This window comes from uncultured Gimesia sp., assembly GCF_963976445.1.
In the GTDB taxonomy this organism is placed as follows: Bacteria; Planctomycetota; Planctomycetia; order Planctomycetales; family Planctomycetaceae; genus Gimesia.
On sequence record NZ_CAXBKP010000032.1, the window covers coordinates 51,808 to 76,910 of the forward strand.

At 48.8% G+C, this 25,103-nt stretch carries 15 protein-coding genes; 10 read left to right on the forward strand and 5 right to left on the reverse strand.

Translation table 11 applies throughout. From position 1 onward, the window contains the following. Positions 1 to 68: 68 nt before the first annotated feature. Positions 69 to 1,883 (reverse strand): flagellar basal body P-ring protein FlgI, encoded by a 1,815-nt coding sequence (locus AAC022_RS24300; RefSeq protein ID WP_339735375.1) that lies wholly within the window; start codon positions 1,881 to 1,883, stop codon positions 69 to 71. Between the two features lie 326 nt (positions 1,884 to 2,209). Here AAC022_RS24300 and AAC022_RS24305 point away from each other — a divergent pair, with 326 nt between their 5' ends. Both AAC022_RS24305 and AAC022_RS24310 read left to right on the forward strand, forming a co-directional pair. Continuing rightward, the gene (locus tag AAC022_RS24305) at positions 2,210 to 3,472 is read left to right on the forward strand and encodes a glycosyltransferase family 39 protein (protein WP_339735377.1); all 1,263 of its coding nucleotides are present in this window, start codon (positions 2,210 to 2,212) and stop codon (positions 3,470 to 3,472) included. 30 nt (positions 3,473 to 3,502) lie between these two features. Next, a complete protein-coding gene (locus tag AAC022_RS24310) occupies positions 3,503 to 6,817 on the forward strand; it encodes a hypothetical protein (RefSeq protein WP_339735379.1) in 3,315 nt (1,104 codons plus the stop codon). A 29-nt stretch (positions 6,818 to 6,846) separates the two neighbouring features. Here AAC022_RS24310 and AAC022_RS24315 read toward each other — a convergent pair whose 3' ends face one another. Next, positions 6,847 to 7,011: a hypothetical protein gene (locus AAC022_RS24315; RefSeq protein WP_339735381.1), complete on the reverse strand. Its 165-nt coding sequence runs from the start codon at positions 7,009 to 7,011 to the stop codon at positions 6,847 to 6,849. 79 nt (positions 7,012 to 7,090) lie between these two features. Next, positions 7,091 to 7,660, reverse strand: coding sequence for a TadE/TadG family type IV pilus assembly protein (locus tag AAC022_RS24320; protein ID WP_339735383.1), 570 nt, complete (start codon positions 7,658 to 7,660; stop codon positions 7,091 to 7,093). A gap of 311 nt (positions 7,661 to 7,971) precedes the next feature. On the opposite strand from AAC022_RS24320, the gene AAC022_RS24325 reads away from it, so the two are divergent. Beyond that, positions 7,972 to 8,490 (forward strand): TadE family protein, encoded by a 519-nt coding sequence (locus AAC022_RS24325; protein ID WP_339735385.1) that lies wholly within the window; start codon positions 7,972 to 7,974, stop codon positions 8,488 to 8,490. Positions 8,491 to 8,533: 43 nt separating this feature from the next. After that, complete coding sequence (locus AAC022_RS24330; protein ID WP_339735387.1) at positions 8,534 to 9,706, forward strand: pilus assembly protein TadG-related protein; 1,173 nt, start codon at positions 8,534 to 8,536, stop codon at positions 9,704 to 9,706. Positions 9,707 to 10,033: 327 nt separating this feature from the next. Here AAC022_RS24330 and AAC022_RS24335 read toward each other — a convergent pair whose 3' ends face one another. Continuing rightward, positions 10,034 to 11,581, reverse strand: a complete 1,548-nt coding sequence (locus AAC022_RS24335) for an arylsulfatase (RefSeq protein ID WP_339735388.1) — start codon at positions 11,579 to 11,581, stop codon at positions 10,034 to 10,036. Positions 11,582 to 12,160: 579 nt separating this feature from the next. On the opposite strand from AAC022_RS24335, the gene AAC022_RS24340 reads away from it, so the two are divergent. The 5 genes from AAC022_RS24340 (at position 12,161) to AAC022_RS24360 (ending at position 18,970) form a co-directional block, all read left to right on the forward strand. Beyond that, positions 12,161 to 13,111: a DUF1559 domain-containing protein gene (locus AAC022_RS24340; RefSeq protein ID WP_339735390.1), complete on the forward strand. Its 951-nt coding sequence runs from the start codon at positions 12,161 to 12,163 to the stop codon at positions 13,109 to 13,111. Positions 13,112 to 13,307: 196 nt separating this feature from the next. Then, entirely contained in the window at positions 13,308 to 13,727 is a 420-nt protein-coding gene (locus tag AAC022_RS24345; protein WP_339735392.1) for a hypothetical protein, read from the forward strand. Between the two features lie 563 nt (positions 13,728 to 14,290). Further along, a complete protein-coding gene (locus AAC022_RS24350) occupies positions 14,291 to 15,061 on the forward strand; it encodes a M90 family metallopeptidase (protein WP_339735394.1) in 771 nt (256 codons plus the stop codon). A gap of 148 nt (positions 15,062 to 15,209) precedes the next feature. Beyond that, positions 15,210 to 17,537, forward strand: coding sequence for a M48 family metalloprotease (locus tag AAC022_RS24355; protein ID WP_339735396.1), 2,328 nt, complete (start codon positions 15,210 to 15,212; stop codon positions 17,535 to 17,537). A gap of 431 nt (positions 17,538 to 17,968) precedes the next feature. Continuing rightward, entirely contained in the window at positions 17,969 to 18,970 is a 1,002-nt protein-coding gene (locus tag AAC022_RS24360) for a tetratricopeptide repeat protein (protein ID WP_339735397.1), read from the forward strand. A gap of 144 nt (positions 18,971 to 19,114) precedes the next feature. Here AAC022_RS24360 and AAC022_RS24365 read toward each other — a convergent pair whose 3' ends face one another. Beyond that, positions 19,115 to 19,561, reverse strand: coding sequence for a hypothetical protein (locus AAC022_RS24365; protein ID WP_339735399.1), 447 nt, complete (start codon positions 19,559 to 19,561; stop codon positions 19,115 to 19,117). 568 nt (positions 19,562 to 20,129) lie between these two features. Here AAC022_RS24365 and AAC022_RS24370 point away from each other — a divergent pair. After that, positions 20,130 to 25,103: hypothetical protein (locus AAC022_RS24370; protein WP_339735401.1), on the forward strand; the 4,974-nt coding region annotated here is incomplete at its 3' end.

Genomic DNA, 25,103 nt, shown 5'->3' on the forward strand with positions numbered 1-25,103 from the left:
TGTTTTGTGAGTGCCTGTTTGATCTGACTTCATTTTGTCAGATGACTCTCTGGGAGACAAGGGCCGGATTATTGCTCGTGGTAAGCGGCTTTGATTTTTCCCTGCTGTTGCAGTTCTCGCAGGAATTCGATCTGCCTTGCCTTGGGAAATCTTAAATGATGCATTAGAGCCAGCAGGTCATTGAGTTTGGGGGTTGCTGAGGCTGCGGATGAGGAGATCTCCAGTATCAGGTCGCTTTGTTCGACTTGAGTCGGTTGGAGCAGGACGTTGCCTCTGGTTTGAATGGTGGCTGTTGCCTGATCAATCATCACTTCCGGTGTCTGTTGCGATGCCAGGGAAGATTGAACCCGGGAAGATTGGATGGGAATCGAAAGTTTCAGTAAATATGCCGCCAACTGTTGTGCCACTTTCGGGTCTGAATGAGGCAGGGAGATCATGATCATACTGGAAGACTGCAGGATGGCTTTGGCATTCAGGTTTTGTTGTGCCGTCAGGCGTTGGTTCATGGATTGTGTGACGAGTTGTCCGATGGCAGGCAGGCTGGCGGATTCGTTCAAGAAAAACTTGAGATATGGGATTCCGGAACCGGAGACCAGTTTGGGAGTGAGGTCTGATAAGATTTGTGCACCCTGGTCGATGCTGGCTTGGGATTTGTTTTTTGTTTGACCGGTCTGGAGTGCACCCATGACGACGGCGCCAGCGGTAGGAGAACCTGTTTGTTGAATGGTTGTGGGAAGCAGATAACCGCCGTTGAGTTTCACGTCCGAATTGGCGGCGGTGATGTAACATTCAATTCGCTGTCCCTTTGTGACGCCTTTGTTGGGGATATATGCGATGAGAGAGACATTGGCCAGATTACCGGCGCGGAGAGGCGTTTTAATCTGTTTGAGATTGATATTCATGGAAGTCATAGACGACTTCAGTGCCTGGATTGCTTCCGGAGAATAATTGCGTTCTCCCGTTCCATTGAGTCCTACGACGAGGCCGGTACCTGTGAGTTTGATGATTTCAGCCGGCTGGAATTCTCCCAACTGTGACAGTTTCAAAACCGGTTGTGCACGCATTTCTGCGGGGACAGGGAGTTCGGAGTTGAGGTTGAGTTGTACCAGGTTTTTGCTGAGCACGGTGGCCGGCAGCATGGTGTTTGTGACAAAGGGAATGACGGGGATGGTCTGATTCACGGCAGCATCGAGAGTGGGGATGCCTGTGGTTTTGAACGTGATTCCTCGATAGGCGGCGATGATGTGAACAATTCGTTCTTTCTGAACGAGGAATGGTTCTGGAGCCGGTGCCTGTTGCATGGCGTTTTGCGGGACGGCATAGCCGGCGGAAACCGTCTGTTGTGGAAAGGGATTGGTCAACGAGATCTGCTGTACGGTTTTGACTTCACTGGCCGAGATATCCTGCTGACTGGTAGGTTTCATTGCCACCCGTCGCACCAGGTCGGCATCGATGCGGACTAATTCTTCGATCAGAGTGGTACGTTGCTCTTTGGTCGTCTGTGAGAGGAGCAGAATATTTAAACCGGGTGGAGAGTTAGCTGGTTGGAGTGAAGCGGTGACGAGATTGATTTCAGGTGCGATGTTTTCCGGAAGACTTTTATTCAGACGTTGATTCTGGGACAGTCCCTGCTCAGTAGCAGAGTTGGATTGTTTGGGGGTGAGGACTGGTTTCGAGGGACTCTGATTCGGACCAGCCGGAAAATCGAGGCTGAGATCGGGAAATTCGTCCGGTTCGGAAAGGGAAATTTCGATGTCCGTTTCCGCGGCGGTTTGCTCAGCGCTATTAATACTGAGAAAGCCTTGAATGGATTGGGACAGGAAGAACATGGCCAGTGCGAACAGGCCGACTCCTGAAAGGATCGAAAATTTAAAATAGCGCATGTTTCCCTCAGCCTGGAAAATGGGGCTTCGTGAAATGAAATGAAATTGAAGATAGAATCTGGAGGCGCATCGTTTTGAGAGAGGAGCGGGAACCTTATTGCAAATCGGTTTATGTGTCAATATGGGTGATTTGCATGAGGGGAATCCCGTTTTGAGACTTTCGATTGTTGCGTAATCTGTTCAGATCAAGGTTCTTGAATCTTTGAATAACGGTGCCTGAAATAGAGATGTTTAGCCCCGGCGATTCAGGGGCAGCTATATTGGAATTGACCCTGATAGTCGAGTAGTCGTACTATTCCCACATTTCCATAGTGGCGGGGCAAGAGATGCCGCAAACAAAACGGCTTAAATACATACTATTATTTATCTTACTGATTTCCGCATCTTTGCGGTGCGGCGTGGCGGTTTACGTTCAGCGCCAACTTGATCGACAACCTGAACGAACATATGTCATTGAAGGTGATGCTGACGGTTATTGGAGGCTGGCACAGTCGCTCGTGCATGGCGAGCCGTATTCGATTTATACGCCGCCGCGACGTGTACTGCGGATGCCCGGGTTTCCATTGTTTCTGGCTGGTGCGATGTCGGTTGTTGGCGAAGATCATTTTCGTGTGCGATTGATTTTGGCGCTGTCGGGAGTTGTCGCCTGCTTTGTTGTGTTTTTACTGGGAAAAGAGCTGGTCAATGAAACGATTGGCCTCATCGCAGCGGCGCTGGTTGCTGTTTCGCCGGTGATGGCAGGGTTTAGTGTTTTGTTTTTAAGCGAGACCCTGTTCGCGGTTGCGATGCTGATTTCATTATGGGTACTTGTCAAATTATCAAAAATTCAGTTTGGAATAGAAGATCAATTTCGAGGCAGACGATGGTCGGTGCTGGCTGGGATTTCCTTAGCGGTCGCCTTTTATGTGAGACCAAGCTGGCTGTTAATTCTGCCTCTGATTGTTTTCATTTTGTTTTTGAGTGCAAAGGAGCATCGAATTGCGGCACTGCAGCGGGGCCTTTTGATCGTAGTCGGTTTTGCTGTGATGCTGGTGCCTTGGGTTTATCGTAATTATCAAGTCACCGGACATTTTGTCCCAACGACATTATGGGCCGGTCCCAGTTTGTACGATGGATTGAATCCCCAAGCGACTGGTGACAGTGATATGACTTTTTTCGATGAAGAGAACGTGTTGAATACGATGAGTGAATACGAAATGAATCAGCACTATACGCAACGGGCGGTCGAGTATGCACGACAGCATCCCGGTCATCTGTTTGAATTGATGGGCGCTAAACTGTTGCGGTATTGGAAGCCTTGGCCGAATGCGTCTCAGTTTCATTCCTGGTGGATGATGCTTGCTGTTTCTATCATTTTTATTCCTGTCGTGATCTTTGCCGTGTATGGTGCCTGGATTTCACGTGATCAGTATTTGCTGCTGCTGATCACGCTGGGGCCGATAATTTACTTTTCGATGATTCATCTGATCTTTGTCAGTTCGTTGCGCTATCGGCTGCCTGCGGAATACAGCTTGTATATTTTGTCTGCGGTCGGGCTTTATCAAATGTGTTTTTCTTCTCGTAAAAAGAAAGAAATCAATCCGGAATAATACCGGATCTTGTCTGGTTTTTTTGTCGTTATGGTCATTCGTAAAACATTTCAATGGTGTCTGCTGATCCTGATTTCGCTGGTGATTACCGGCGGAAGCTTTGGGTACTATTACTTTATGCGCAGTGACGAAATGGTGAAGGCTGGTATTCTCGAGAAAATTTCCAAGCAAATTCCGAATTTGATGATCGATATCGACCGGGCGCAATTTGATTTCAGACGGCGGGTACGTATTGAAGGTTGTCGCGTTCAGGTTGTGAATCACCCGGATACGATTATTGACTTACCAGAAGTGGTCGTCACTTTAGATCAGGAGAAACTGGCTAAGCGGCAAGAGATTGATGTTCAGAAAATAGTACTTATCAGGCCGCAGCTGGTTCTGGTTCGCATGGCTGATGGAACCTGGAACTGGGAAGGGTTACCGGAACCGGTTAAGAATGATAAACCACTACCGGAACTGGTGATTGAGCGGGGCAGTCTCTCTTTAAAGTTTGAGCGAGGCGCCCAAAGCGTACCGACGGCTGTCACTTTTCAAAATCTGGATTTACGATTGATTCCGTCCGGTGCCAGCCGCTATGAAATTGAAGGGCATACTTCGATTCCACAAGCGGGCAAATTGGAAATCTCTGGTTATTGGGACATAAATTCGAAAATCGGGTCAGTGGAAGGGACCTGGAGCCAATTGGAATTCGGGCCGAATCTGGTGCGAATGGCAACCGGGATCTCGCCTGAACTGACGGCGCGATTGAAGTCGGCGTTTCCTTCGATGCATCTGAAACCGGATCAGTCAACGGGCATGTATGATCTGGGTGTGAGCGCGCAGATGGATATCAATTTCAGTCTGTCTAAAAGCAGTCAGGAACAGACGCCTCAATTTCAGGTGGTGACTCATTTACGCGAAGGGAAGCTGAAACATCCCTTATTGCCGTTTCCTTTACGGAATATTGTCGGCAAAATCTACGTGAACAACCAGCGACTGTTGATCGACAAACTACAGGCACATAACGGCGAAAGCAGTTTTTCTGTCGGTGGGGAATATCGTTTTGAAAGCAGTATGTCGGAAGATGCTGCTCCTGAAATTGAAAGTTACTTTTCATTTCAAGCCCGGAAGTTACCGATCGACGATCGGCTCCGCAGTCGATTGTCGGGAGGACTGGCGCGAACCTTTGACACACTGCGTCCTCATGGAAATATGGATCTGGAAGTGACGTTGAGTCATCCTCCTGGTCAAGGGAAGTGGCGGATTCAGGATTTGGTCGTGTCGGTCGTCGATGGCGAGGCGATGCCGATCCATTTTCCGTATCGTGTAGGTCACATTAAAGGCAGCCTTAAACAAAAGGATTCTGACCTGCTGGAGCTGAAATTTGATGGGATGGCGGGGAATCGGCCAGTGACTGCTGTGGGTTTGATTCGCCATCCCGGTCCGGCATCGAAAATTGAGATCCTGGTAAAGATTAATGATGCAGCCGTGGATGCTGCGGTGCGGTCTGCTGCTCCGGAAGCAGTCAGAGAGGTTCTGGATCAACTAGATTTGCAGGGCAATGCGGATGTGACGTTGAGATTGACCCGTGAACCGTTATTGAACCAACCGATTCATCTGAACTTCGTCGCGGAAATGGATCGGGGCTCATTGCAGTATCAAGATTTTCCTTATCGGATCAGTAATCTTAAAGGCAGAGTTTCTTATTTCAGTCAAACCGGGATCACCCGGTTTGAGCAAGTGACGGGGAATCATGGAAATGCGAGCTTATCAGCGAACGGCTCTTATGCCCGGTTCGCCAACGATGGCAAATTAGAGTTAAGCGTGATTGCAAATAATGTCTCCTGCGATTCCAATTTGCGTTTGGCGCTGCCTGTGTCCTTACAGGAATTGTGGGGAGAACTGTCGCCGACCGGAAAAATTGGTTTGGAAACAGACATTGTCTGGGAACGTGGTCAGCCGTTAGATATCAGTATTCCCAGAGCCAGCCTGCGTTCGGGGAGCATCTATTTGAAAGACTTTCCGTATCCGATCGATAATCTGGATGCGAACTGGAGCTATGTCGTCGATCCGCGAACGCAAAATAGTGAAGTTCGCTTGACCGAAATTTCCGGGAGACATGATGAGACTCTGATCAGGATTGGGAAGGCCATCGCCGATGTGACCCCGCGCGAAGACTGGCGGGTGAAACTGGAGAACATGAATATCGACGATTTGTCGACTGATCGTGCTTTTCAGAAAGCGTTACCTGAAGAAATGGCATCGGCATTGAATACCTTAAATATTCAACGGCCGATTTCTGCTAGTGGCTGGATCGAATTTCGCGGTTCGAATCAACCGGGAACGGCGATTACCGCTGCCTGGGGATTGGATTCCATTCTGGCGGAAAATACAATCACGGCGGGCGCCGATATTACCAGAGTTTATGGGAAGGTCCATTCTGATGGGAAGTGGGATGGAACTCATTTGGATTTAACGGGCAATGTCGATTTAGACTCCGCGGTGATTCTGGACTATCATCTGACGGAAATTAAAGGCCCGTTTGAGATTCACGATCAGAAGCTGACTGTCGGGTCAAACCAGATTCGCAGAGACCAATTTCAGTCTATCAGTCTGCCAAAAATTAACGCGAAGCAACCGATTACGGCGAAAGCGATTCGAGGGGTTCTGACCTGTCTGGGGGATATCGAACTCAGCACCATTCCGACATACAATATGCAGATTGAATTGAACCGTGGATTGCTGGAAGAATATGCAGCCCGTTATATGCCTGGCGAATCTCAATTACGCGGAGTGATGAATGGCTGGATTCAACTTTGGGGGCGTGGCTCTAATAAGTCTGATATCAAAGGGCAGGGGCAATTGCAGATTAGTCCTGCCGCCATTTATGAACTGCCTCCGATTGCTCAGATTTTTAAAGTGGTGCGACTGGCGCAGCCAGACAAAACGGCCTTTGATTCTGCATTCTGTGACTTTACCGTTTCGAATCAGACGTTTCATCTGAAGTATATTGAGTTGAAGGGAAATGCCATCAGTCTGTACGGACAGGCGGGAGAAGCCCATTTTGATGGTCGTTTGAAGCTGGATCTGTTTTCGAAATTAACGCGTCGTCAACTTCCTTTGCCAGCGATCACGCAACTCATCGGACATGCCACCAGTGGCTGGATTCGGGTAGAATTGCGCGGCACGACATCAAGTCCGATTGTCGATATCAAATCGAATCCACTGTTGGATGGTTCTCTGAAAACATTTCTGAATAATGTGATGCGTGGTCGTCCCGGTAATAATTCGACGGGACGCAGAGTTCAGCCGGTCCAAACCAATTCTCGCTCCATGAGGCGATTTCCGCTCCCATTTGCTCAATGATTACAGATTTCAGTAGAGGTCAGGCAGCTTTATTTCCCTGATCGTTTTTTTCTGCTTTGAGCAATCTCTTCGGTTTCTTGCTTCGCTTTCTTTTTCCAGCGGGAGAGGATGAAGGTGAACACCATCATCAGGGCGAGGTAGGCTCCCAGGATTTTCAGCAGCCAGAAGAACATTCCTATGGCAATTTCATTCATAAGCAGGAAGAACTTGCTATTCTGACTAATTCTCGAAGTCAGCAAAGGAGTAAAGGCGGACGGAAACAGCGTTCTGCTATTACTCTAATCCGGTCATAGCACTGATTTCAAGTTGTTTTCCCGAAAGCGTGAAGCCAAAAGAAGATAAAAGGTTAGGGAGTGGAAACGTACCATTCGTATCGGTTAAGTTGAGGCAGATTGTTACTTTGACCTCCGTTGGGGTCGGAGGAGGACCAACGGGAGTACAAAGGATGTCGGAGTTACCAATGGTTTGCGTTTGAGCGGGAAGTATTCCTCCCTCCTGAATCACGACCAGCACATCTCCGGCTCCGGGAGCGGCAGGTTGTTGAGCGACATCCAGATATAACGAATTGATCGCCACGTATTGTTGAATTAAATTCCCTATCGAAGTTGTGGTGGCACCTACCTGGGCTGCTTCTCGTGATCCTTCGATTGTGGCAGCCGTCACTGTCTGCTGCAACAGGGCAAAAAATCCAAACTCGATGATCGCCAATGAGATTATCAAAATGATAGGAAACGCCAGGATAAATTCCAGCAGGACGGAACCTGACCGACGCCCGTCTTGAACGGGTTTCAATAACCGGCTGGTCTTTTTCCGGAAGAATGATGGCTTCCTGATGATTTCCATCTTGCGTACTTCTAAACAGGCAAGTGTTAACAAATGGAGACATTTGCTTTGCGCTTGCTAAGGTTGGTTATCAGTTCTCAAATCGGTCTGATTTGAAGTCCAGTTGGTGAAGTCTCTGATTGAGACGAATCACAGACCTTTGCTCAATTCTCCCTTGAATCAACAGAGAACTGAGTTGTCTATTAAGTAGGGAACGCAAATTGCTTGCCAAACTACTATAGTAGTGAATAGATTAGGATAATAAATCGTCACATATTTGACTTGAAGACAGAGAGTGGTACCAGACAGTGCAGAGTAACAGGCGACAAACTGTGAAACAAAACGCGCCACGATCAGGGGTTGTCGTGCTGGAATTAATTCTGACGGCGCCTGCGCTCCTGATCATCATGCTGGCGATTGTCCAAATTTCATTGATTTATGTGGCTAATGAGCAGACCGCCTATGCGAGCCGCTATGCCGCTAAGATTGCATCGGAAACTCCTGCGGGAGCGATCAATGCTTTGAACACCGGTGTATTGAAAACAAGCGTTGATAATGTGTTGCAAGTCGGAGGGCTGCCACAGGCCAGCTGTCGTGTGATTCTGGAACATAATGTGAATAGTGGGGTCGAAGTCACGGTCGCTGATCCCGTGGTGGCCGTTCCTAACTGTGACTGTGACCCACCTGTCTCCAGCCTGCCTTTCGTATTAGGCGCTGCCGTGAATGAGGCTGTGCGTACGACTGTCTGTGTGCCCCTGGATGGGAACGTTCCCGACTTTTTATCCAGCTTCGGATTTTCGATTCAAGACTATGTCGTTGAACAATCCACGACTTATTTATACGAACTCTGATCCAGATATTTTGACTTTGTAAGTTTAGACTGATCAATAACTCATGAAACGAATTCATTCGAATAGCGAAGTACATCAGAAGCGGCGCGGGATCGCGATCCTGTGGCTGATTATCTGGGGGTCTTTGTTTCTGACCTTTTTCTGTGTTGTGCTGGAAATTGCCACGCTATGGCAGGCGCAGGTAGAAGTTCAAAACGCTCTTGATTCTGCAGCTCTGGCTGCCGTCAAAGAGTGGGGAGAGGGTGGTACTGGGCCAACTCAGATTCCCAGGAATGCGGGTGTCGCCTACACGGAAGCGAATCCAATTCTCGGCGTTGTTTTCACACCCAGTACAAATTATACCACTCCCGTGGCTGGCAACCCCAATGGAAATGCTTCCAATACGGGGAATTTTGTGTTTGGGGCCATTGATACCACAACAGATCCCATTACTTTCAACGGGAATGCAGAAGCCAGCTGTGCAGCCGGTGATGTTACAATCACGATTACGGATAACACCGCTGGCGGTAGCGTCATTCCTGGTTCGATCCGATTGAGTTTTGATTCGGGAACGAATCTAGCCATTGACTCAATTGCGTTTACCCTTCCGACTAAGACGATGGGACCTCCCAATGCATTCGCATATTTTGATGCTCCTGCGCCCCCTCAGGTGGATATGACAGGAGGCTCTTTTAGTGGGGTAGACGTAGATCCGACTAATCCTGGGCCTCCCAACTGGGATTGCCCTAACCCGAATGGTGATGTTTGTTTTACATTTGCAGATCCATTAGCGCCTAACCAATTTCAAACGGTCCAGATCAATTTTGACGGAAATTCATTTACAGAATTCGATTTTCTTCACTTTGGTGTCTCTACGAATCAATTAAGTCCAGCTGGATATCCTGCTCCTTATCCAGGTAGTGTGGGTGATGCATGGGGAGAATATGGGGTTACGGCTGAGGTTACTTTCCGCAATACGATTACCAATGTGACATCAACGGCTTCAACTGTGTTTGTCAATGTGCCAGCAGGCAATACCTCGGAGGCAACGCTTACAGGTGGTGGTGGGGGTGGCTTTCCTGCAGTCATCGCGCAAACAACCGTACCAGTAAACGGGTTTTGTTCTCAACTGTTTGGAGTCAATTTCTTAAACGCGAGCGCATCATCAATTGCTTATTATGACTGCGGCACTAGTCGCGCTGCTTTGGTCAGTGTTGATAACAGAATCTTCCCTTAAAAAGGGCAAGAAGTGTGCATCTTCACTTTCGAGTATTAGCGGGTCAAAAGATGATCTTTGTCTCAGATCATTTTCCGATTCTTCTACCTGATCTACAGTAAAGCACATCATTCCGTCTCCTTGATAGAAATAGGAATTGAATAAGTGAGTATTCCATTTTGTTCTGTCTGGTAATACGTAATTCTATTCTGTTTGACTCAAAAAAAACGGAAGAATAAGCGAGATATTTGGAAGTGAAGCGAATCGCGATCTTCCTCGAACAATGAAAAAAACAGACTGAAACCAGTCTGTTTTTTTGGGTCGAACTATAGGATCTTGGGAACTATTTTAGAACCGGGGTTTGCCATCGCCGGGAGCGGATTTCTTTTTAGGCCGTTTTCCACCAGATTTCCAAAGTGGGTCCGGCGTGTGTGCGTCCTGCATCATAACTTCCATTTTTTTGACGATATCCGGATGCTGGTCGGCCAAGTTGGTTCCTTCACCTAAGTCCTGATCGAGATTATACAGTTCTGTTTCGCCGGTCAGCATCGGCATGCGAACGGCTTTCCATTTTCCCCAACGGGCGGCCTGCTTACTGCCTTGTTCATAGAATTCCCAATACAGCAAACCATGCTGTTGCTGCTGATCTGGTTTCCCTGTCAGAGTTGGTGCAATACTGACGCTGTCTAGACCTGTGGGACAGGGCACATGTGCGAGGTTGGCTGCCGTTGCCATTAAATCGCCGAAGTAACCAATGTGATCAGAGACTGTTCCTGCGGGGGTGGTTTCGGGCCAGCGGGCGATGAAAGGAACGCGGATGCCTCCTTCATAGAGATCGCGTTTCATACCTCTGAGCGGGCCGTTGGCATCGAAAAATTCCGGGTCATTGCCTCCCTCGCGATGATGCCCATTATCAGAAGTGAAAATGACCAGCGTGTTTTTATCAATCTTTAATTCTTTGAGACGATCCAGAATCTGTCCTACGCCGGAATCCATCCGCGTGATCATGGCTGCCTGGCCTTTATTCTGTTTTTTCCAGTCTTTGTCTTTGTAGATGCCGTAGTCTGGAACTTCTTGACCATCGCCGACTTTTCTGCCTGCTTCATTATTGGCATGCGGAATCGTGAGTGCGACGTACAAAAAGAAAGGCTGTTTCGCACTTCGGTCAATGAAGTCAAGTGCTTCCTGCATCACCAAGTCGTGCGAGTAATCTACTTTTTTGGTCGCCACACCTCCCAGGCTATCCTTTCCAGTAGGTCCTTTAGAGATGGTGCTGGGGTCAACAATATTTCTGAGCTTGACTTTCTCTCCATTTCTCCAAAGGAATTCCGGGTAGTAATTATGAGCGTTGTGCTGGTTTAAATAGCCGTAAAAATAATCGAATCCCTGCAGATTAGGAACGCCTTGTGTGCCTGCTTCACCGATGCCCCATTTTCCCGTCAAAGCGGTTTTATAACCAGCCTGTTTCAGGACTTCTGCGACGGTAACATCTTCAGGTTTGAGCGATTGGTTCTGTTTGACCCAGGTGTTTCCTCTGACGCGGCAGTGTCCCATATGCAAGCCGGTCATCAATACACAACGTGACGGGGCGCACACTGTACTGCCCGCATACATCTGCGTGAATTTCATGCCTTCTGCTGCCATCTGATCGATGCGGGGTGTTTTGATTTTCTGTTGTCCGTAACAACCCAGGTCACCGTAACCTAGATCATCGGCTAGGATGAAAATGATATTCGGGCTCTTTTTTTCAGCAGAGAAGACTGCTTTGTTTGAACAGACGAATAGAAACGAAACGCAAAGAGAAAGCAGGAATGCAATCGTTTGATAGCGATTACATCGGAAAAGAAGTTTGTGTGCTTTTACAGTCAACGGGGGGCATGATGCGGACGCCTGCATGGCTACTCCTCTGATGGTTCGATTTCCAGGATTTATTTTGATCAGTTAAAGTATCATTAAAGCAAACGAGCGGGTCAAGCATGGCATATAAAGAATCGACGTCGATCCAATGCAAAATTGTAGAACGACAGTAGGATGCAGCAGCTGCCACACGTTTCTTTTGTTGAAATCCAAACGCTGCACAAAGCAAAGACTAAACCACGAAATTCATACATCGACAGGTGGATTTCGTTCACTCGACGATGCTTTTGTTTCGATGTTCAATCGCATCCTTCAGGGGCATTCTTTTCAAAACGAGTCCCTTAATTTGGATGCATACTCTGGAAGAACGTGGGCTCTTCCGAAGCTCATGGATTCTTCACACTGACTTCACATTGCCTCGCTAGACTTCTGCAAAATTCATGTCAGGGTCATATTTCAATCAAGTATGGCTGATTCAAACCGGCGGAATTCTCCGGCAATAGATCCAGATTAAATCGAGCTCCTTGTGTATGGAGTGGAACCAATTTTTTCTGTTGAGCAAGATTTATTACTTATCACTACATAACCCTGTATTTCTAGGTTAGAAAAGGGAGAACGATGAAGAGTCGAAAAGCTTTCACATTAATTGAGCTTCTGGTGGTCATCGCCATCATTGCTATTTTGATCGCACTGTTATTGCCCGCCGTTCAACAGGCCCGCGAAGCAGCCCGTCGCAGCAGTTGCAAAAACAATATGAAGCAAATCGGGTTGGCGTTACACAATTATCATGAAAGCTTCAATTCTTTGCCACCTGGCAGCATCACATTGCTGAATGCAGGGGGCACAAAATATTATGGTCATGGCTGGACCTGGCACGCGAGTATTCTGCCTTATCTCGATCAGGCAAATATGTATAATCAGATTCAGGGACCTGGTTCCAGTGGAATGGGGGCCGAGTCCGGTGGTGTGAATGATCCTAAACAGCAACTGTGCGGTAAGACCGTGATCTCTGTATTCTGGTGTCCCTCAAATCCAGATGTCAGCCAGGGCGCTCAGAAGTATGGATATTCTACGTCCAACTACAATGGCAATATGGGGACGCTGATTGGGAGCTCGGGAGACAATTGTTATAGTGGCGGAGTTGATACCCCAGAGGAAATGACAGCACCGGGCGGATGTATGAACGCCGACGGTGTGTTCTTTATCAGTAGTAACGTCTCTTTTCGTGATGTCACAGATGGCCTCTCGAATACGATCTTTGTCAGTGAAGTGATCGACTCTGGTGGAGACGCCGACATGCTGGGCGGTGGCGGCAGTGACCGTAAGCATTGCTTTTCTAATGGTGCTGACAGTAACCCTCCCACGGAAATGACGGAATACCTGATTGCAGCGGAAGGGAACGACCCGATCAATTCTTATGGTGAAGAAGCTGCAGGCAGCTACCATGTCGGTGGTGCCCATTTTGTGTTTGGTGACGGTCGAGTACGATTTCTGTCAGAGAACATTGACATGACACTTTATCGAGCGATCAGTACCAGGGCAAAACGGGAAACCTTAGGCGAATTCTAAGTGAAATCAAACAAACCGAACTGTGTGGCTCACGGTGCCCACAGTTCGCGTTTTCCTAATCTGAATTCAAAACTGCTTCATTGATAGCGCTGTTCCATTCTGTATGAAATATCGCTTTGAATATGAATTGAAGCATCGCAGAATATTTCAATTAAAGAATGAGACCACAATGGGATTGAGAAGAAATTTGTTTTTGATGTTATCAATGATAGCTCTTTGTGCGAGCTTTTCCGGATGTGGAGGATCAGACGGCGATCAGCCGGATTTGGGTCTGGTGAAAGGGGTCGTCACCTTTGAAGGCCAGCCGCTTTCGGGAGCCTCTGTTACCTTTATGCCTGTCAGCGGTCGTCCTGCGATGGCGAAAACAGATGATGCCGGATATTATGAATTGATCTATATCCGCAATACGCCGGGCTGCAAGACAGGCCTTAATAAAGTCGTCATCACTTCTGTGTCTGAAGAAGAAGACGAGATGGAAGCGGAAGGCGATGATGCTTTGGTTACTGACGCTGGACCAGCCAAGGAAAAGGTTCCTGCCAAATACAATGCCGAAACGGAGCTGGAAGTCGACGTGCAACCTGGTGAAAATGCGTTTGATTTCGATCTGAAAAAATAATTTCAGTAGAGTCGTTACGCGTCTTTCTTTTGCCAGCCTCCCGTGTGTATCACATCCGGGAGGCTGTTTTATGTAATCAGGGTGAGGCACGCACTTTCGCGAATACGCGCTCTCCCCGCTTCGTAGAGCTGTTCTCTTATGCTTTTATTTGACGATTTTCTTAGCTGGCAAGTTTCCAATGCCTGAGGTATCCGCCAGGATTACAATAAAGTAAGGCGATTCTGTTGATGATTCCGAATAGGCACTTTGTGCGAATCGCAAGAACAGGCAAGCCGTCAACAGAGGAATCTGTTGGAGTTCACATCCTCTTTTTCTGTTTGAGGCAGGATTTTTGAACGATATTTACGCTTGCCTTAATTCTTTTCTCTGCTGAACTGCTGCATTGATTCGATAAGACTGATAGAGCATCTCGCGCGAACGGATTGCGGGATTTCATTTGAGATAGTCACTTTCCTTGCTTCAGTACAAGCTATAATGCAACTATCGCCATCCCATAAAGCACCGGAAATGAGTGGAAAACGTTAAGCATCCGTTTTCAAAATCAGTACAGAGGAAAACGATTCATGATTTTTACCTGGTTGCGTAACCGCCGACGCAAAAAAATACTGGCTGCCCCGATGCCAGGGCACTGGGAATCGATCCTGAATCAGAATGTATCGCAACTGGCGCGGCTGACACCGCCGCAGCGCAGCCTGTTATATCAACGTGTGCAGATTTTCGTCAAAGAGAAGTACTGGGAAGGCTGCAATGGTTTTGAAATTACCGAGGAAGTCAAATTAACGATCGCCGGTCAGGCCTGTTTGATCACACTGGGGTTTGCCAGCGACTGTTTCGACCGCCTGAAGACCGTTCTCGTCTACCCGGAAACGTATGCCGCGAAGGAGACGCTGGTGAATTCGATTGGCGTCATGACGGAAGGGACTTCATTTCGCCTGGGAGAATCCTGGGGACAGGGGCCGATTATTTTATCGTGGGAAAGTATTCGCGAAGGGGGAGAAATTCCCGATGATGGTCGGAATGTGGTGATTCATGAATTCGCTCACTATTACGACGCCGTCGATCATCAGTTTGACGGAACGCCGCCTCTGAATGGACCTGAAGAATACGAACGCTGGAACGAAGTCATGACGGCGGAATACCAATCGCTGGTCTCACAGTTACGTCATGGTCATGAAACATTCATCGATCCCTATGGTGCGACGAATCCTGCGGAATTCTTTGCTGTCTGCTCAGAACATTTCTTTGAGCAACCACACCAGATGCAGGAGTACTCGGTCGATTTATATGAGACTCTGCGAATGTTCTATCGGCAGGATCCAGCGCAGGCAGTTTGATTCAGATCCGTCTCAATTGTTCAGAAGTGAGCATGGATTTTTTCAAATCGAATTCGTAGTATATGTTCTATATGGAACCTGTTCGTTGGACCAGATGTCTGGTTTTGGAATGATACTCCCGCCTGGCAAAATCGAGACTGGATTAGAGATGAGCGACCCCTCTCCCAAGCGATTGCAGAAGACACGCGCGTCTGCAAGCCCTGCTAAAACAGACGCTTCAAAGCAGAAGTCGGCTTCAAAGAAACGTGCTAATGCAGCCCCGAAAGAACTGACTCCGCAAAAAATTCTACAAGCGTTCGACGGAAATATAGAGCCTGTTTCGCCAACAATGCTCTATCGGCTGAATGCTCTGCTTGTCAGCATCGTCATGATTTTGTTACCGCTGATTTATGTGGGAATCATCGGTCTGGTGATCTGGGGCGTCTATTTCCATGCCGTCAATTCGCTCGGCCTGTTTGAGGTCGCTGGCTCAGGTTCTTCTGGTCGCACTCGAGGTAAGGGCATGATCCTGATGGCTTTGGTCTACCTGGCACCGATTGTGGTTGGTGCCATCTTGATTGTATTCATGTTCAAGCCGCTTTTTTCACGACCCGCTCAGTCTTCGTCGCGACGCTCACTCAAGCGAGAAAAAGAACCGTTGCTGTTCAAGTTCGTTGATCGAGTTTGTGATGCTGTAGGCGCGCCACGGCCTGTGCAAATTAATTTGGATATTCAGGTCAATGCGTCTGCCGGTTTCAGACGCGGCTGGCTGAGTCTGTTTGGCAATGATCTGGTGCTCACGATCGGTATGCCGTTGGTTGCCGGGCTGTCTCTGCGTCAGTTTTCCGGGGTACTGGCGCATGAATTCGGTCATTTTTCTCAAGGAGCCGGGATGCGGCTTTCGTTTATCATTCGCAGTATCAATATGTGGTTTTTGCGAGTCGTTTACGAGCGTGATGAATGGGACGAACGCCTTGAGCATCTCTCGGAGTCACTCGATTTACGAGTCAGTTGGATCTTGTATCTGGCCCGGCTCTTTATCTGGCTCACTCGGAAAATTTTGTGGATGTTGATGATGGTCGGGCATCTGGTGAGTGGTTTTTTAATGCGTCAGATGGAGTTTGACGCCGACCGCTACGAAGCACGATTAGCAGGCAGCCGCTGTTTTGCAGTGACGAGTAAACGCCTGGCATTATTAGGCGTGGCCAATCAGGGGGCGTTCAATGATTTAGGGCAGTTTTATACTGAAGGGCGGCTGGTTGATAACTTTCCCGCGCTGATTAACATCAATCTGAAGAAACTGCCCGAGGATGTGCTAAAAGCCGTTGATGCCAGTATTCAGCAGGAAAAGACAGGCTGGTTTGATACACACCCGGCGACTCTGGAGCGGATTGCCAGCGTGCAGAACGAAGAGACTGAGGGCGTCTTTCGGCTCAAGGCGCCAGCGACCGTGCTGCTGAGTGATTTTCCCCGCGAAGCGAAGTATGTGACTCGTGATTTTTATTTTGGCGTTTTTGGAAAGAAGATTAAGCAGTCAGATTTGCACTCGATTGATGAGCTGTTGATTCGGCAGGAAGAAGAACAGAAAATGCATCGGGCGGTGCAACGCTATTATCAGGGCGCGATTTACCCGAACCGGCCGTTGCAGTTTTCCGAATACGCGGTCCAGGCTCCGGAAGATGCCAAACAGTGTGCCCAGGAGTTAAAGGCATATCGGGAAAAAATCCTGAAGTATCGCTCCAAATATAAAACGTACGTCGATGAGTTTCGCGAACAGGAATCGAACGCAGTCAGTGTGAATCTGGCGTCAGTGGCATTGCGCGCGAATATTAAACTGGGAGGGGACGACGCATTTCTCAAGTCATTAACCAGCTATGATAAAACAATCAAAGCCGGTACTGTTATCGATCGTAAAAAAGGTGAGCTGCGGCTCGATCTGGAGAAATATGAAACGCTCATCGTCAAACGACTGGAACGGGCGCTCCAGTTATTTCTGGTACCCAAAGTACAAACACAAATCCCAGATGCGGCTGAATGGGAACGTGATTTACGAGATTTGCTGTTAACACTTCAGGCAACGAATTCCCAGATAACGCGTTTGTGGGAATTGCATACGATTTGTGCCTCATTTCAGGTGTTGATGCATTTCTTTGATCAGAAACGCCAGGACGAAAAGTATTGCGAAGTCGTTGTGACGGAAATGGAAAAGATGGAACACCAGCTCAAATCCATTCACACACGTTTTAAGCGGCTCCCTTATCCCTTTGAGCATTCTCAGGCAGGCATCAGTATCGGCGAATTTGCGTTGTCTCGGATGCCGGAATCAAATAATCCGGGGGATCTGCTGGGAGCCTCTGAAGCATTGTTCGAGAATCTGATGTCGTTGAACCATCGGGCGCTAGGGCGTCTTTGTCTGATCGCAGAGCAGGTCGAAAAATTGCTGGGATTCGAAATATTACCCGAATTCGAAGCGAAAGAGGCTGAGTCGGAGGAGTGACCAGCTCCTGTTGGGGCGATTTTCGGCTCATGTACTTTTTCTGATTCGATCTTCTGCAGCAGGGCGATCCCTCTGCCGGGACACTGGCTGGAGATCGTATTTCTATTTTCGACCGGCAATTTCTGCCGGTTCAGGCGCTGATGTTAATTTATAGGCTTTGCTCCAGATGGGAATTCAAGAAGACTCTAGCGATTCTCTGAGTTCTTTCATCTTCCCGAAGTCGAAAGACGATACTTGAGAATAAGTGCCGTTGTTTTGTGAGATTTTGTTTTGCAAATATAAACAGCGGCATGATTTAAATGGAATTATTATCGAGTAACTTTCAGGTCAGAATAGAACTATTTGATCTTTTTTGTTTCTGCCCAGGACGGTCTGAGTGTTTCTCACCATGGATAGTGAAAAATCACAATTTTGTTTTGTGAGGTAATGGAATGCGAAACTCAACAACGTGGTCTCTGGTCATCCTCTCTGGATTTGCCACTCTTTTTACTGTCGGCTGTTCTCATACTCACAATATGGTGGGAACAAATTTGAAGCTGCCGCTGGAAGAGTCACCACAAATGATTATGGCGCGAACAGCCGAGGATAAAGGCCAGTTCACGGATGCAGAACGAACCTATCGGGTCATGTTGCAACGCAATCCCCAGAATGCGACCGTATTAAATCGCATGGGAATTGTCTGTTCCAAAACAGGAAAACATGACAAAGCAACAAAGTATTTGATGGAAGCGGTCAAAGTTCAGCCGAATAACGCCAAGTATCTGACGGATCTCGGCTACGCTCTGTATCTCCAGAATGATCTGCCTGCAGCAGAAATCGCTTTGGAAGAATCGATCAAACGTGATCCCAGTTCCAAACGCTCATTCAATAATATGAGTCTGGTCTTAGGACATCAGGGACGCATGGATGAAGCGTATCAGGTTGCCCGTACTGTAATGAGTGCTGATGAAGCCCATGCCAACATCGGCTATATCTGTCTGCAGAAAGGGATGCTGGACGACGCTGCAAAGCACTATAATCGGGCGTTGGAGATGAATCCGGATCTGGATTCTATCAAAGAAGCCATTGTGCAGGTTGCAGCACTTCAGAAACAGCAAATGGAGCGTAATCAGCCGCAACCCGAAGTGAAACTTGCCCAGACTCCGGTCGCTGAGCCTGTTGTAACTGAATCTGTAGAAGTCGCTGAATTAGCAGAAGCTCCACAGTTTCGGGTGGTTTCCGAGGCGGACACTGAGGTCATCAATCCTGAAATGATTGCCGCCAGTGAATTGCCCGTGGCACAGATTTCTGCAATTCAGGAACTGCCCATCCAAGGCTTTGAACCTCCGCTGAACGTCAGTAACGATGACTACATTCCTTCGAAGAGCAACGATTTCTTCGAAACGGTACAAAGCACGCAATCGGTGACTACGGTCCGCAGTGCAGGAGAATAGTCACCCGTTTACTGTCAATGATTACATCAAAAAGGGGCCGAAGTGATCTCACTTCGGTCCCTGTTTCTGTTCTCATCAGGAAGGTCTGGACTCAGGACCGGCATCCCAAACGACTGAAGTGCTGAATTCCAACGGAATCAGGATTCAGGGGTTGGTGACGGGCATGGCCTTAGCTGCAAACCGTTTTTCTCCCATCAGCGGATCACCGGGATCGATTTTACGGAAGAGCATTTTGCGTTTAGCCTCTGCTTCTTTTTTCTTCTCGCCCACCACCTGGACATAGGTGGGGGTTAGTTCAATGTGCCTCGCGGAGAAGGCATCAAAATCAAAGTACAATACGGCATTAATGTCAGACTTTCGCATATCCAGGATGATAGTAGCTGGCTTCGTTTCCGTATTGAGATAGTAGCGCCCTTTCCGACGTGGTCCACGGTTAATGCTGTAGACCGTACCATCTGCCTTAAAGATCATGTTCGGCGCACCCATACTTTGCCAACGTCCCACCAGATTCTCATGATCCGATTGCTGGCAGGAGCTCGACACACAGACCAAGGCCAGTAATAACACGATTCCTGAATGCTGAAACTGCATTTGATTCCTCTAACAGATTGATCCTTTAGCCGGAGAGAGAACAGACGAAAAAAGTCGTCTACGGACCTCGACCGCCCTTGTATTAGTCGTATTGTGCCCAGATTACAGATCTAAAGTAAAGAAAAATAGTCTGTAATAACGAAAAGAATTCCGGTGTTTAGACTGGATGAGGGCAGGGGGCTGGGATGAATATCTCAGCATTTGTACCTGTGTTTAGATGTCAGTATGAATGAAATACAGCTTATGCGTTGTTGTATGAAGCGTTGTTTATGTGGTTTTGAGGGACGTTAGGTAAAGTTAACGTCTTGGTAAATTTGTTAAAATTAGGAGAACAGGCGCTTTTTGTTGTGGAATTATTTTGAAATTTCGGATATTGATGGTTAGATAAATAACAATAGGTTCTTTGCGCTGAGTGGAAATACACATCAGTAGCATACTTGGTATCACTAAGAAAACATTCTGGCAAGAGTCAGAGAGGAGGGGAAAAGCCTTTCCTCTCGATACTATTTGTCTAATAAATTTACAGTTTTTCTAACTGAATTGACCTACTTACTGAGGAGTTGACAGGATGCTGCTTTCGAATTGGCTCGGTACTATCACTTCCCGTATCAAAAAACGCCCCGTTTATCGTTCCCGTGATCGCCGGGCGATGCGACGTCGCTGGCTGACCGCCAAGAGTAACCAGATCTCCACTGCGGAAGTTCTGGAAGACCGAACCCTGTTGACCACGTTCTTTGTGGACGATGATTTCTCTGGTCTGACGAACGGTGATGCCATCGTTGACATTGATCCCGAAACAATGGGAGATCAAGCAGGAGTTTTTGGAACTGACGCATTCGCTACCATTCAGGCAGCGGTGACCGCAGCAGTCGCAGGCGATACCATCAATATTGCCGATGGAACTTATGCCGAAGATGTGACCGTGAATACCTCCGTGACTCTTCAGGGAGCCAATGCCGGGATTGCTGCGGGGGTTGACCCTGGTGTCCGCGGCGCGGAAAGTGAACTGACCGGCGGGTTTCGTCTCTTTGCGAACGACGTCGTGATTGATGGACTCACGATCGTCGATGGGACCGGTCCGGCTGGTATTGGCAGTCAATCTGCCGTCTTCATGACTGCCGGCACCTCGGGGCATACGATCGAGAACAATATTCTGCAAGGCCCGGGAACGGGAGTTGAAAGTCGTGGTGTGCTCTCCACATTTAATGGAAATAACGACAACATCACGATCCAGAACAACGAAATTTACAATTGGGTCGCCGGTATTCATAACCAGGGCAACACGAATGTAGACATTTTCGGCAACAACATCCATGATGTGGTCGTAGGCATCGCCAATGACTTCGTTGCTGATGTCAGTATCGAAGGCAACGCCTTCAGCAACGCATCGGGAGGTGTCGGCGTCTTCAATAACACTTCCAATGGCGTGCCCGATGTAGCCGCTCATAACAACTTTTTCGACTCCTCAACGCTCACCGAGCTCATCGGTCATTATGGTGGAGATGCTGTTGACGCTTCCGGCAACTGGTGGGGCAGCACGGACGAAACAACAATCGCCAATTCCATGAAGAGCGACGGTGTGGATGGCGACGCTTCGCAGGTCGACTTCACTTCATTCTTGAATAACGGTGCAGACACAAACGTGGGGCTGGCAGGTTTTCAGGGCGATTTTTCCACTCTGAATGTGACCGCGCTAGGTAGCCAGACCGGACCAGTCGGACGGATCCAGGAAGCGATTGCCAATGTCACCGCTGGTGGAACCGTCAACATTCTCTCGGGAACCTATGTCGGAAATGTAGACGCAACCGGGACTGGGATTAACAAGAATGTTACGTTGGCACCAGGTAACAGCCCTGGTCAGGTCGTTATTAACGGAGACTTGATCTTAAACGGTGATGATGCACTCGATATCGAAATCGACGGTGCAACTGCTGGAACTGGCTTCGATCAGTTTGTCGTTAATGGAACCGTCAACCTAAGTGGCGCTGCGTTAAATCTCATCGATGGATATGATCCCGCTGATGGCGACCAGTTCACATTGATCAACAATGATAGCGACGATGCAGTCACTGGCACTCTGCTTGGTCTGCCGGAAGGTTTTGAGTTCGTTGACTTCCTGGGCGTTGTCGGACAGAGCGCTTTTCTGACTTATGTCGGCGGAGACGGTAACGATGTCGTCATCCATGTCGAAGATTCTACACCCGAGGTGACTCTCCCATCCAATGGCACGCCGGATGAATACACCATCGAAATTGATGGCACCAATGTGGTGATTACCGAAGTGGGGACCGGGAATATTATTTCCTCAACTCCCTTAGCGTCGCTGACCGGACCGCTGGTGATTAACGGGGAAGATGGCCAGAACGATACACTACGGTTGGATATGACGGGCATTGATCATACGACACCCTTGCAAATTGTCTATAACGGCGGTGCCGGCGGGTTTGATACACTTGAACTGGTCAATGGAAGCCTGGCGTCGATGGAGTACTTCTTTGCGAATCCCAGCGATGGTAGCATTCAACTGAATGGTTCGGGAACCGACTTCATTACCTACACCGGTCTGGAGCCAATTACATCCACGGTCAACGCCACTAATGTGACACTGAATTACAGCGGCGTCAGTGAAACGATCACGGTGACCGATGCCGGGGGCGGACAGACCACTGTCAATTCAACTGCAGGCGAAATCCTCACGTTTGGCAATCCTACAGGAACGCTGACAATTAACGCCGGTGGCGGCGATGATATTGTCAACGTCAACTCACTGGATCCTGCGTTTGCCGCGAATATTACCATCAATGGAGAAGGCAACGACGATACCGTCAATCTGGCGGCAGCGCTGACACTGGGCAGTGGTGATACCACGATCAACGCAGAAGACGTCAATGTGAATGGTGCAGTCACCACAACCGGTAATGTCGACATTAACGCCGGCGATACCATCGTGTTTGCTCTGGGGGGCAGCATTGCTGCAGGGGCCAGCAACCTCGACCTTGATGCTTTAAACAATGTTGAACTGGGACAGGTTTCAACGACCGGCAATGTGACCGTCACCTCGACAGCAGGCGCCATCAATGATGCGAATGTCGGTGCAAATAACATTACCGCGGTCAACGCCACCCTGGCAGCAGCTACGGGCGCCGGTGTCGGCGATGCTCTGGAAACTAATATTACCGCATTGGAAGCCAATATCGGAGCAGGGCTGGAAGTCGATGATACGGGGACACTCGACATCGGTTTTGCCGGCGGCATTAACGGAATTATGGTGGGGGCTCCTTCGACGATTACTTCGACCGGTACGATGACCGTCACCGAAAATGTCGCCGCCACCGGCGGCAACCTATTGCTGCAGAACACGGGTGGCGATTTCAATCTGAATGCTCTGGCGATCATTTCCAATAACAGCACCTTCGATATCGAAATCGATTCCGCCGGAGCTGTGACATTGGCTGACACTTCAACGGTCACCAGCAGTGGAACTGGCCTGATCGACATCGATGCCGTCAACAATATCGCTCTGGCGAACCTCAACACCAGCGGCGAAGTGCAGGTTACTACCACCGCAGGCAGTATCACCGACAATACGGGGACCGAAAGTGCATTGATCAACTCGAATACACTGGCTCTGCGGGCGGCGACCGGCATTGGTGCAGCGGGCGCTGGTGATATCGATCTGGCGATCAACACCATGGCCGCCAACACAACTGCTGGTGATATCTTCCTGCAGGAACCTTCTGCAGCAACCGTTGGTATGGTTAACGGACTGAATGGAATCACAGCCGCTGGTGATATTTCGCTGGTGATTGGTGGAACCCTGACGGTGAGCCAGAACATTGAAGCAACCGGCGCTGCGTCAACGATTCTGGCGGAAGCACAGGGCAATATCAACGTGAATGCAGCCGTACAAACCAACGGCGGGACCATTGATTTGCTGGCCGATGCCGATCTGGACCTCAATGCCACGTCAGTAGTCGATACCACATCTGCCGCTGCGGTAACATTAACCGCTGATGCCGACACTGCTGGTGGCGGTGCCTTTACTCAGGCGGAAGGCAGTCTGGTCAATGCTCAGGGTGGCATGATTGATGTGACCTCCACCGGAAATGCCGGAATTGCAAATCTGCAAAGTGCAGGGGGAACGATTGCGATTGAGTCGACTGTCGGTGCGATTCTAGATAATACGCCCATCGGCGAAGCGCCTCTGGTGACCGGAGACGAACTGTCGCTAAGGGCGGCAACCGGGGTTGCTGCTGGTGGAATGGCTGACTTTGATATCGCTGTGAACAGATTAGCCGCAAGTTTAACTACTGGAGATATGTTTGTTGCTAATAATACAGCGGCTCTGGATGTTGGTACGGTAGATGGCCTGTCTGGTGTGACAGTCACCGCAGGGCTTGCCAGACTATTCAACTTTGGTGCGATCACGGTCAACCAGAGTGTCACAGGAGACAGTGTCTCTATTGAAGTCGCTGGTTCGGCAGCGGTCGGAGACGATTTGAATATCAATGCCGGTATCACCAGTACGGGCGGCGATTTGGATCTGTTTGTGGGTGATAACTTGAATCTCGCGACCGGAGTGACACTGGATTCTGCGGCCGCGATCGAGATCCTGATTGACATCTTTTTCTCTGTCGATGCTGAAGGAGGCATTGCCAACCTGAATGGGATTCTGACCGCCGGAACACAGATTACCGTGATCGGAAGCAATGATGACGATCAGGTCATCATCGACGGCAACGGTGGTGCCCTCAACGATGGTGGTACCGTAGACGGGATTCAATCCCTCTTCACATTCCAGGGCGGCAACGGAACCGATGAGCTGATCGTAGATGATTCGGGCGATGTGAGCGGCGATACAATTACTGTTTTCAGCACCTTGCCTGGAGCGGGCGCCGTTATTGGTGCTGGCCCTGCGATGATCAACCTCGGCTTTGAAACTCTGGAAAACTTGACACTCTTTACCGGGACGGGCGCGGATGACATTACCGTCAATCCCAATGTTTTGACAACCATTGATATCACGGGCGGCGATCCTACGATGCTGCCTGGTGACTCATTGACCTACCTGACCCCCCCTGGTGAATCTTCCACATTCACTCCTGATGGTCTCGACGGTGGAACGATTGGCGCGACGGGACCATTCCAGGATGTGGTCTTCGATGAAATCGAAAGCTTGACATTCGGCGGTAGCGTTGTTGTTGATGGTACTGCCGGCGATGACGTGCTCACTATTACTGCGACAGGCGCTGATTCAGGAACTTACCAGATCAACGGTGGTCCGGTTATCAATTTTTCAGCAGTGACTGATTTTACATTCAACGGCGATGACGGCGACGACCGACTGGTCATTAACAACCCAGCCGGCAGTCTGTTTGATCCTTCTGGTGGAATCTTCTTTAATGGTGAAGGAAATACGGGTGTTGGCGACACTCTGGAAATCCTGGGTGGATTGGCAACCACGGTCGAGCATCGCTTTACGAACGCCAATGACGGCAGCGTATTCTTTAATGGTGAAGGTGTCGCGACGATTACTTACACC

What these genes read in the sequence shown, in the direction of transcription:
- AAC022_RS24335 (WP_339735388.1), bottom strand. Translation starts at nt 11,581, where the DNA reads ATGCAGGCGTCCGCATCATGCCCCCCGTTGACTGTAAAAGCACACAAA.
- AAC022_RS24340 (WP_339735390.1), top strand. Translation starts at nt 12,161, where the DNA reads ATGAAGAGTCGAAAAGCTTTCACATTAATTGAGCTTCTGGTGGTCATC.
- AAC022_RS24310 (WP_339735379.1), top strand. Translation starts at nt 3,503, where the DNA reads ATGGTCATTCGTAAAACATTTCAATGGTGTCTGCTGATCCTGATTTCG.
- AAC022_RS24330 (WP_339735387.1), top strand. Translation starts at nt 8,534, where the DNA reads ATGAAACGAATTCATTCGAATAGCGAAGTACATCAGAAGCGGCGCGGG.
- AAC022_RS24365 (WP_339735399.1), bottom strand. Translation starts at nt 19,561, where the DNA reads ATGCAGTTTCAGCATTCAGGAATCGTGTTATTACTGGCCTTGGTCTGT.
- AAC022_RS24305 (WP_339735377.1), top strand. Translation starts at nt 2,210, where the DNA reads ATGCCGCAAACAAAACGGCTTAAATACATACTATTATTTATCTTACTG.
- AAC022_RS24320 (WP_339735383.1), bottom strand. Translation starts at nt 7,660, where the DNA reads ATGGAAATCATCAGGAAGCCATCATTCTTCCGGAAAAAGACCAGCCGG.
- AAC022_RS24350 (WP_339735394.1), top strand. Translation starts at nt 14,291, where the DNA reads ATGATTTTTACCTGGTTGCGTAACCGCCGACGCAAAAAAATACTGGCT.
- AAC022_RS24360 (WP_339735397.1), top strand. Translation starts at nt 17,969, where the DNA reads ATGCGAAACTCAACAACGTGGTCTCTGGTCATCCTCTCTGGATTTGCC.
- AAC022_RS24355 (WP_339735396.1), top strand. Translation starts at nt 15,210, where the DNA reads ATGAGCGACCCCTCTCCCAAGCGATTGCAGAAGACACGCGCGTCTGCA.
- AAC022_RS24345 (WP_339735392.1), top strand. Translation starts at nt 13,308, where the DNA reads ATGTTATCAATGATAGCTCTTTGTGCGAGCTTTTCCGGATGTGGAGGA.
- AAC022_RS24300 (WP_339735375.1), bottom strand. Translation starts at nt 1,883, where the DNA reads ATGCGCTATTTTAAATTTTCGATCCTTTCAGGAGTCGGCCTGTTCGCA.
- AAC022_RS24315 (WP_339735381.1), bottom strand. Translation starts at nt 7,011, where the DNA reads ATGAATGAAATTGCCATAGGAATGTTCTTCTGGCTGCTGAAAATCCTG.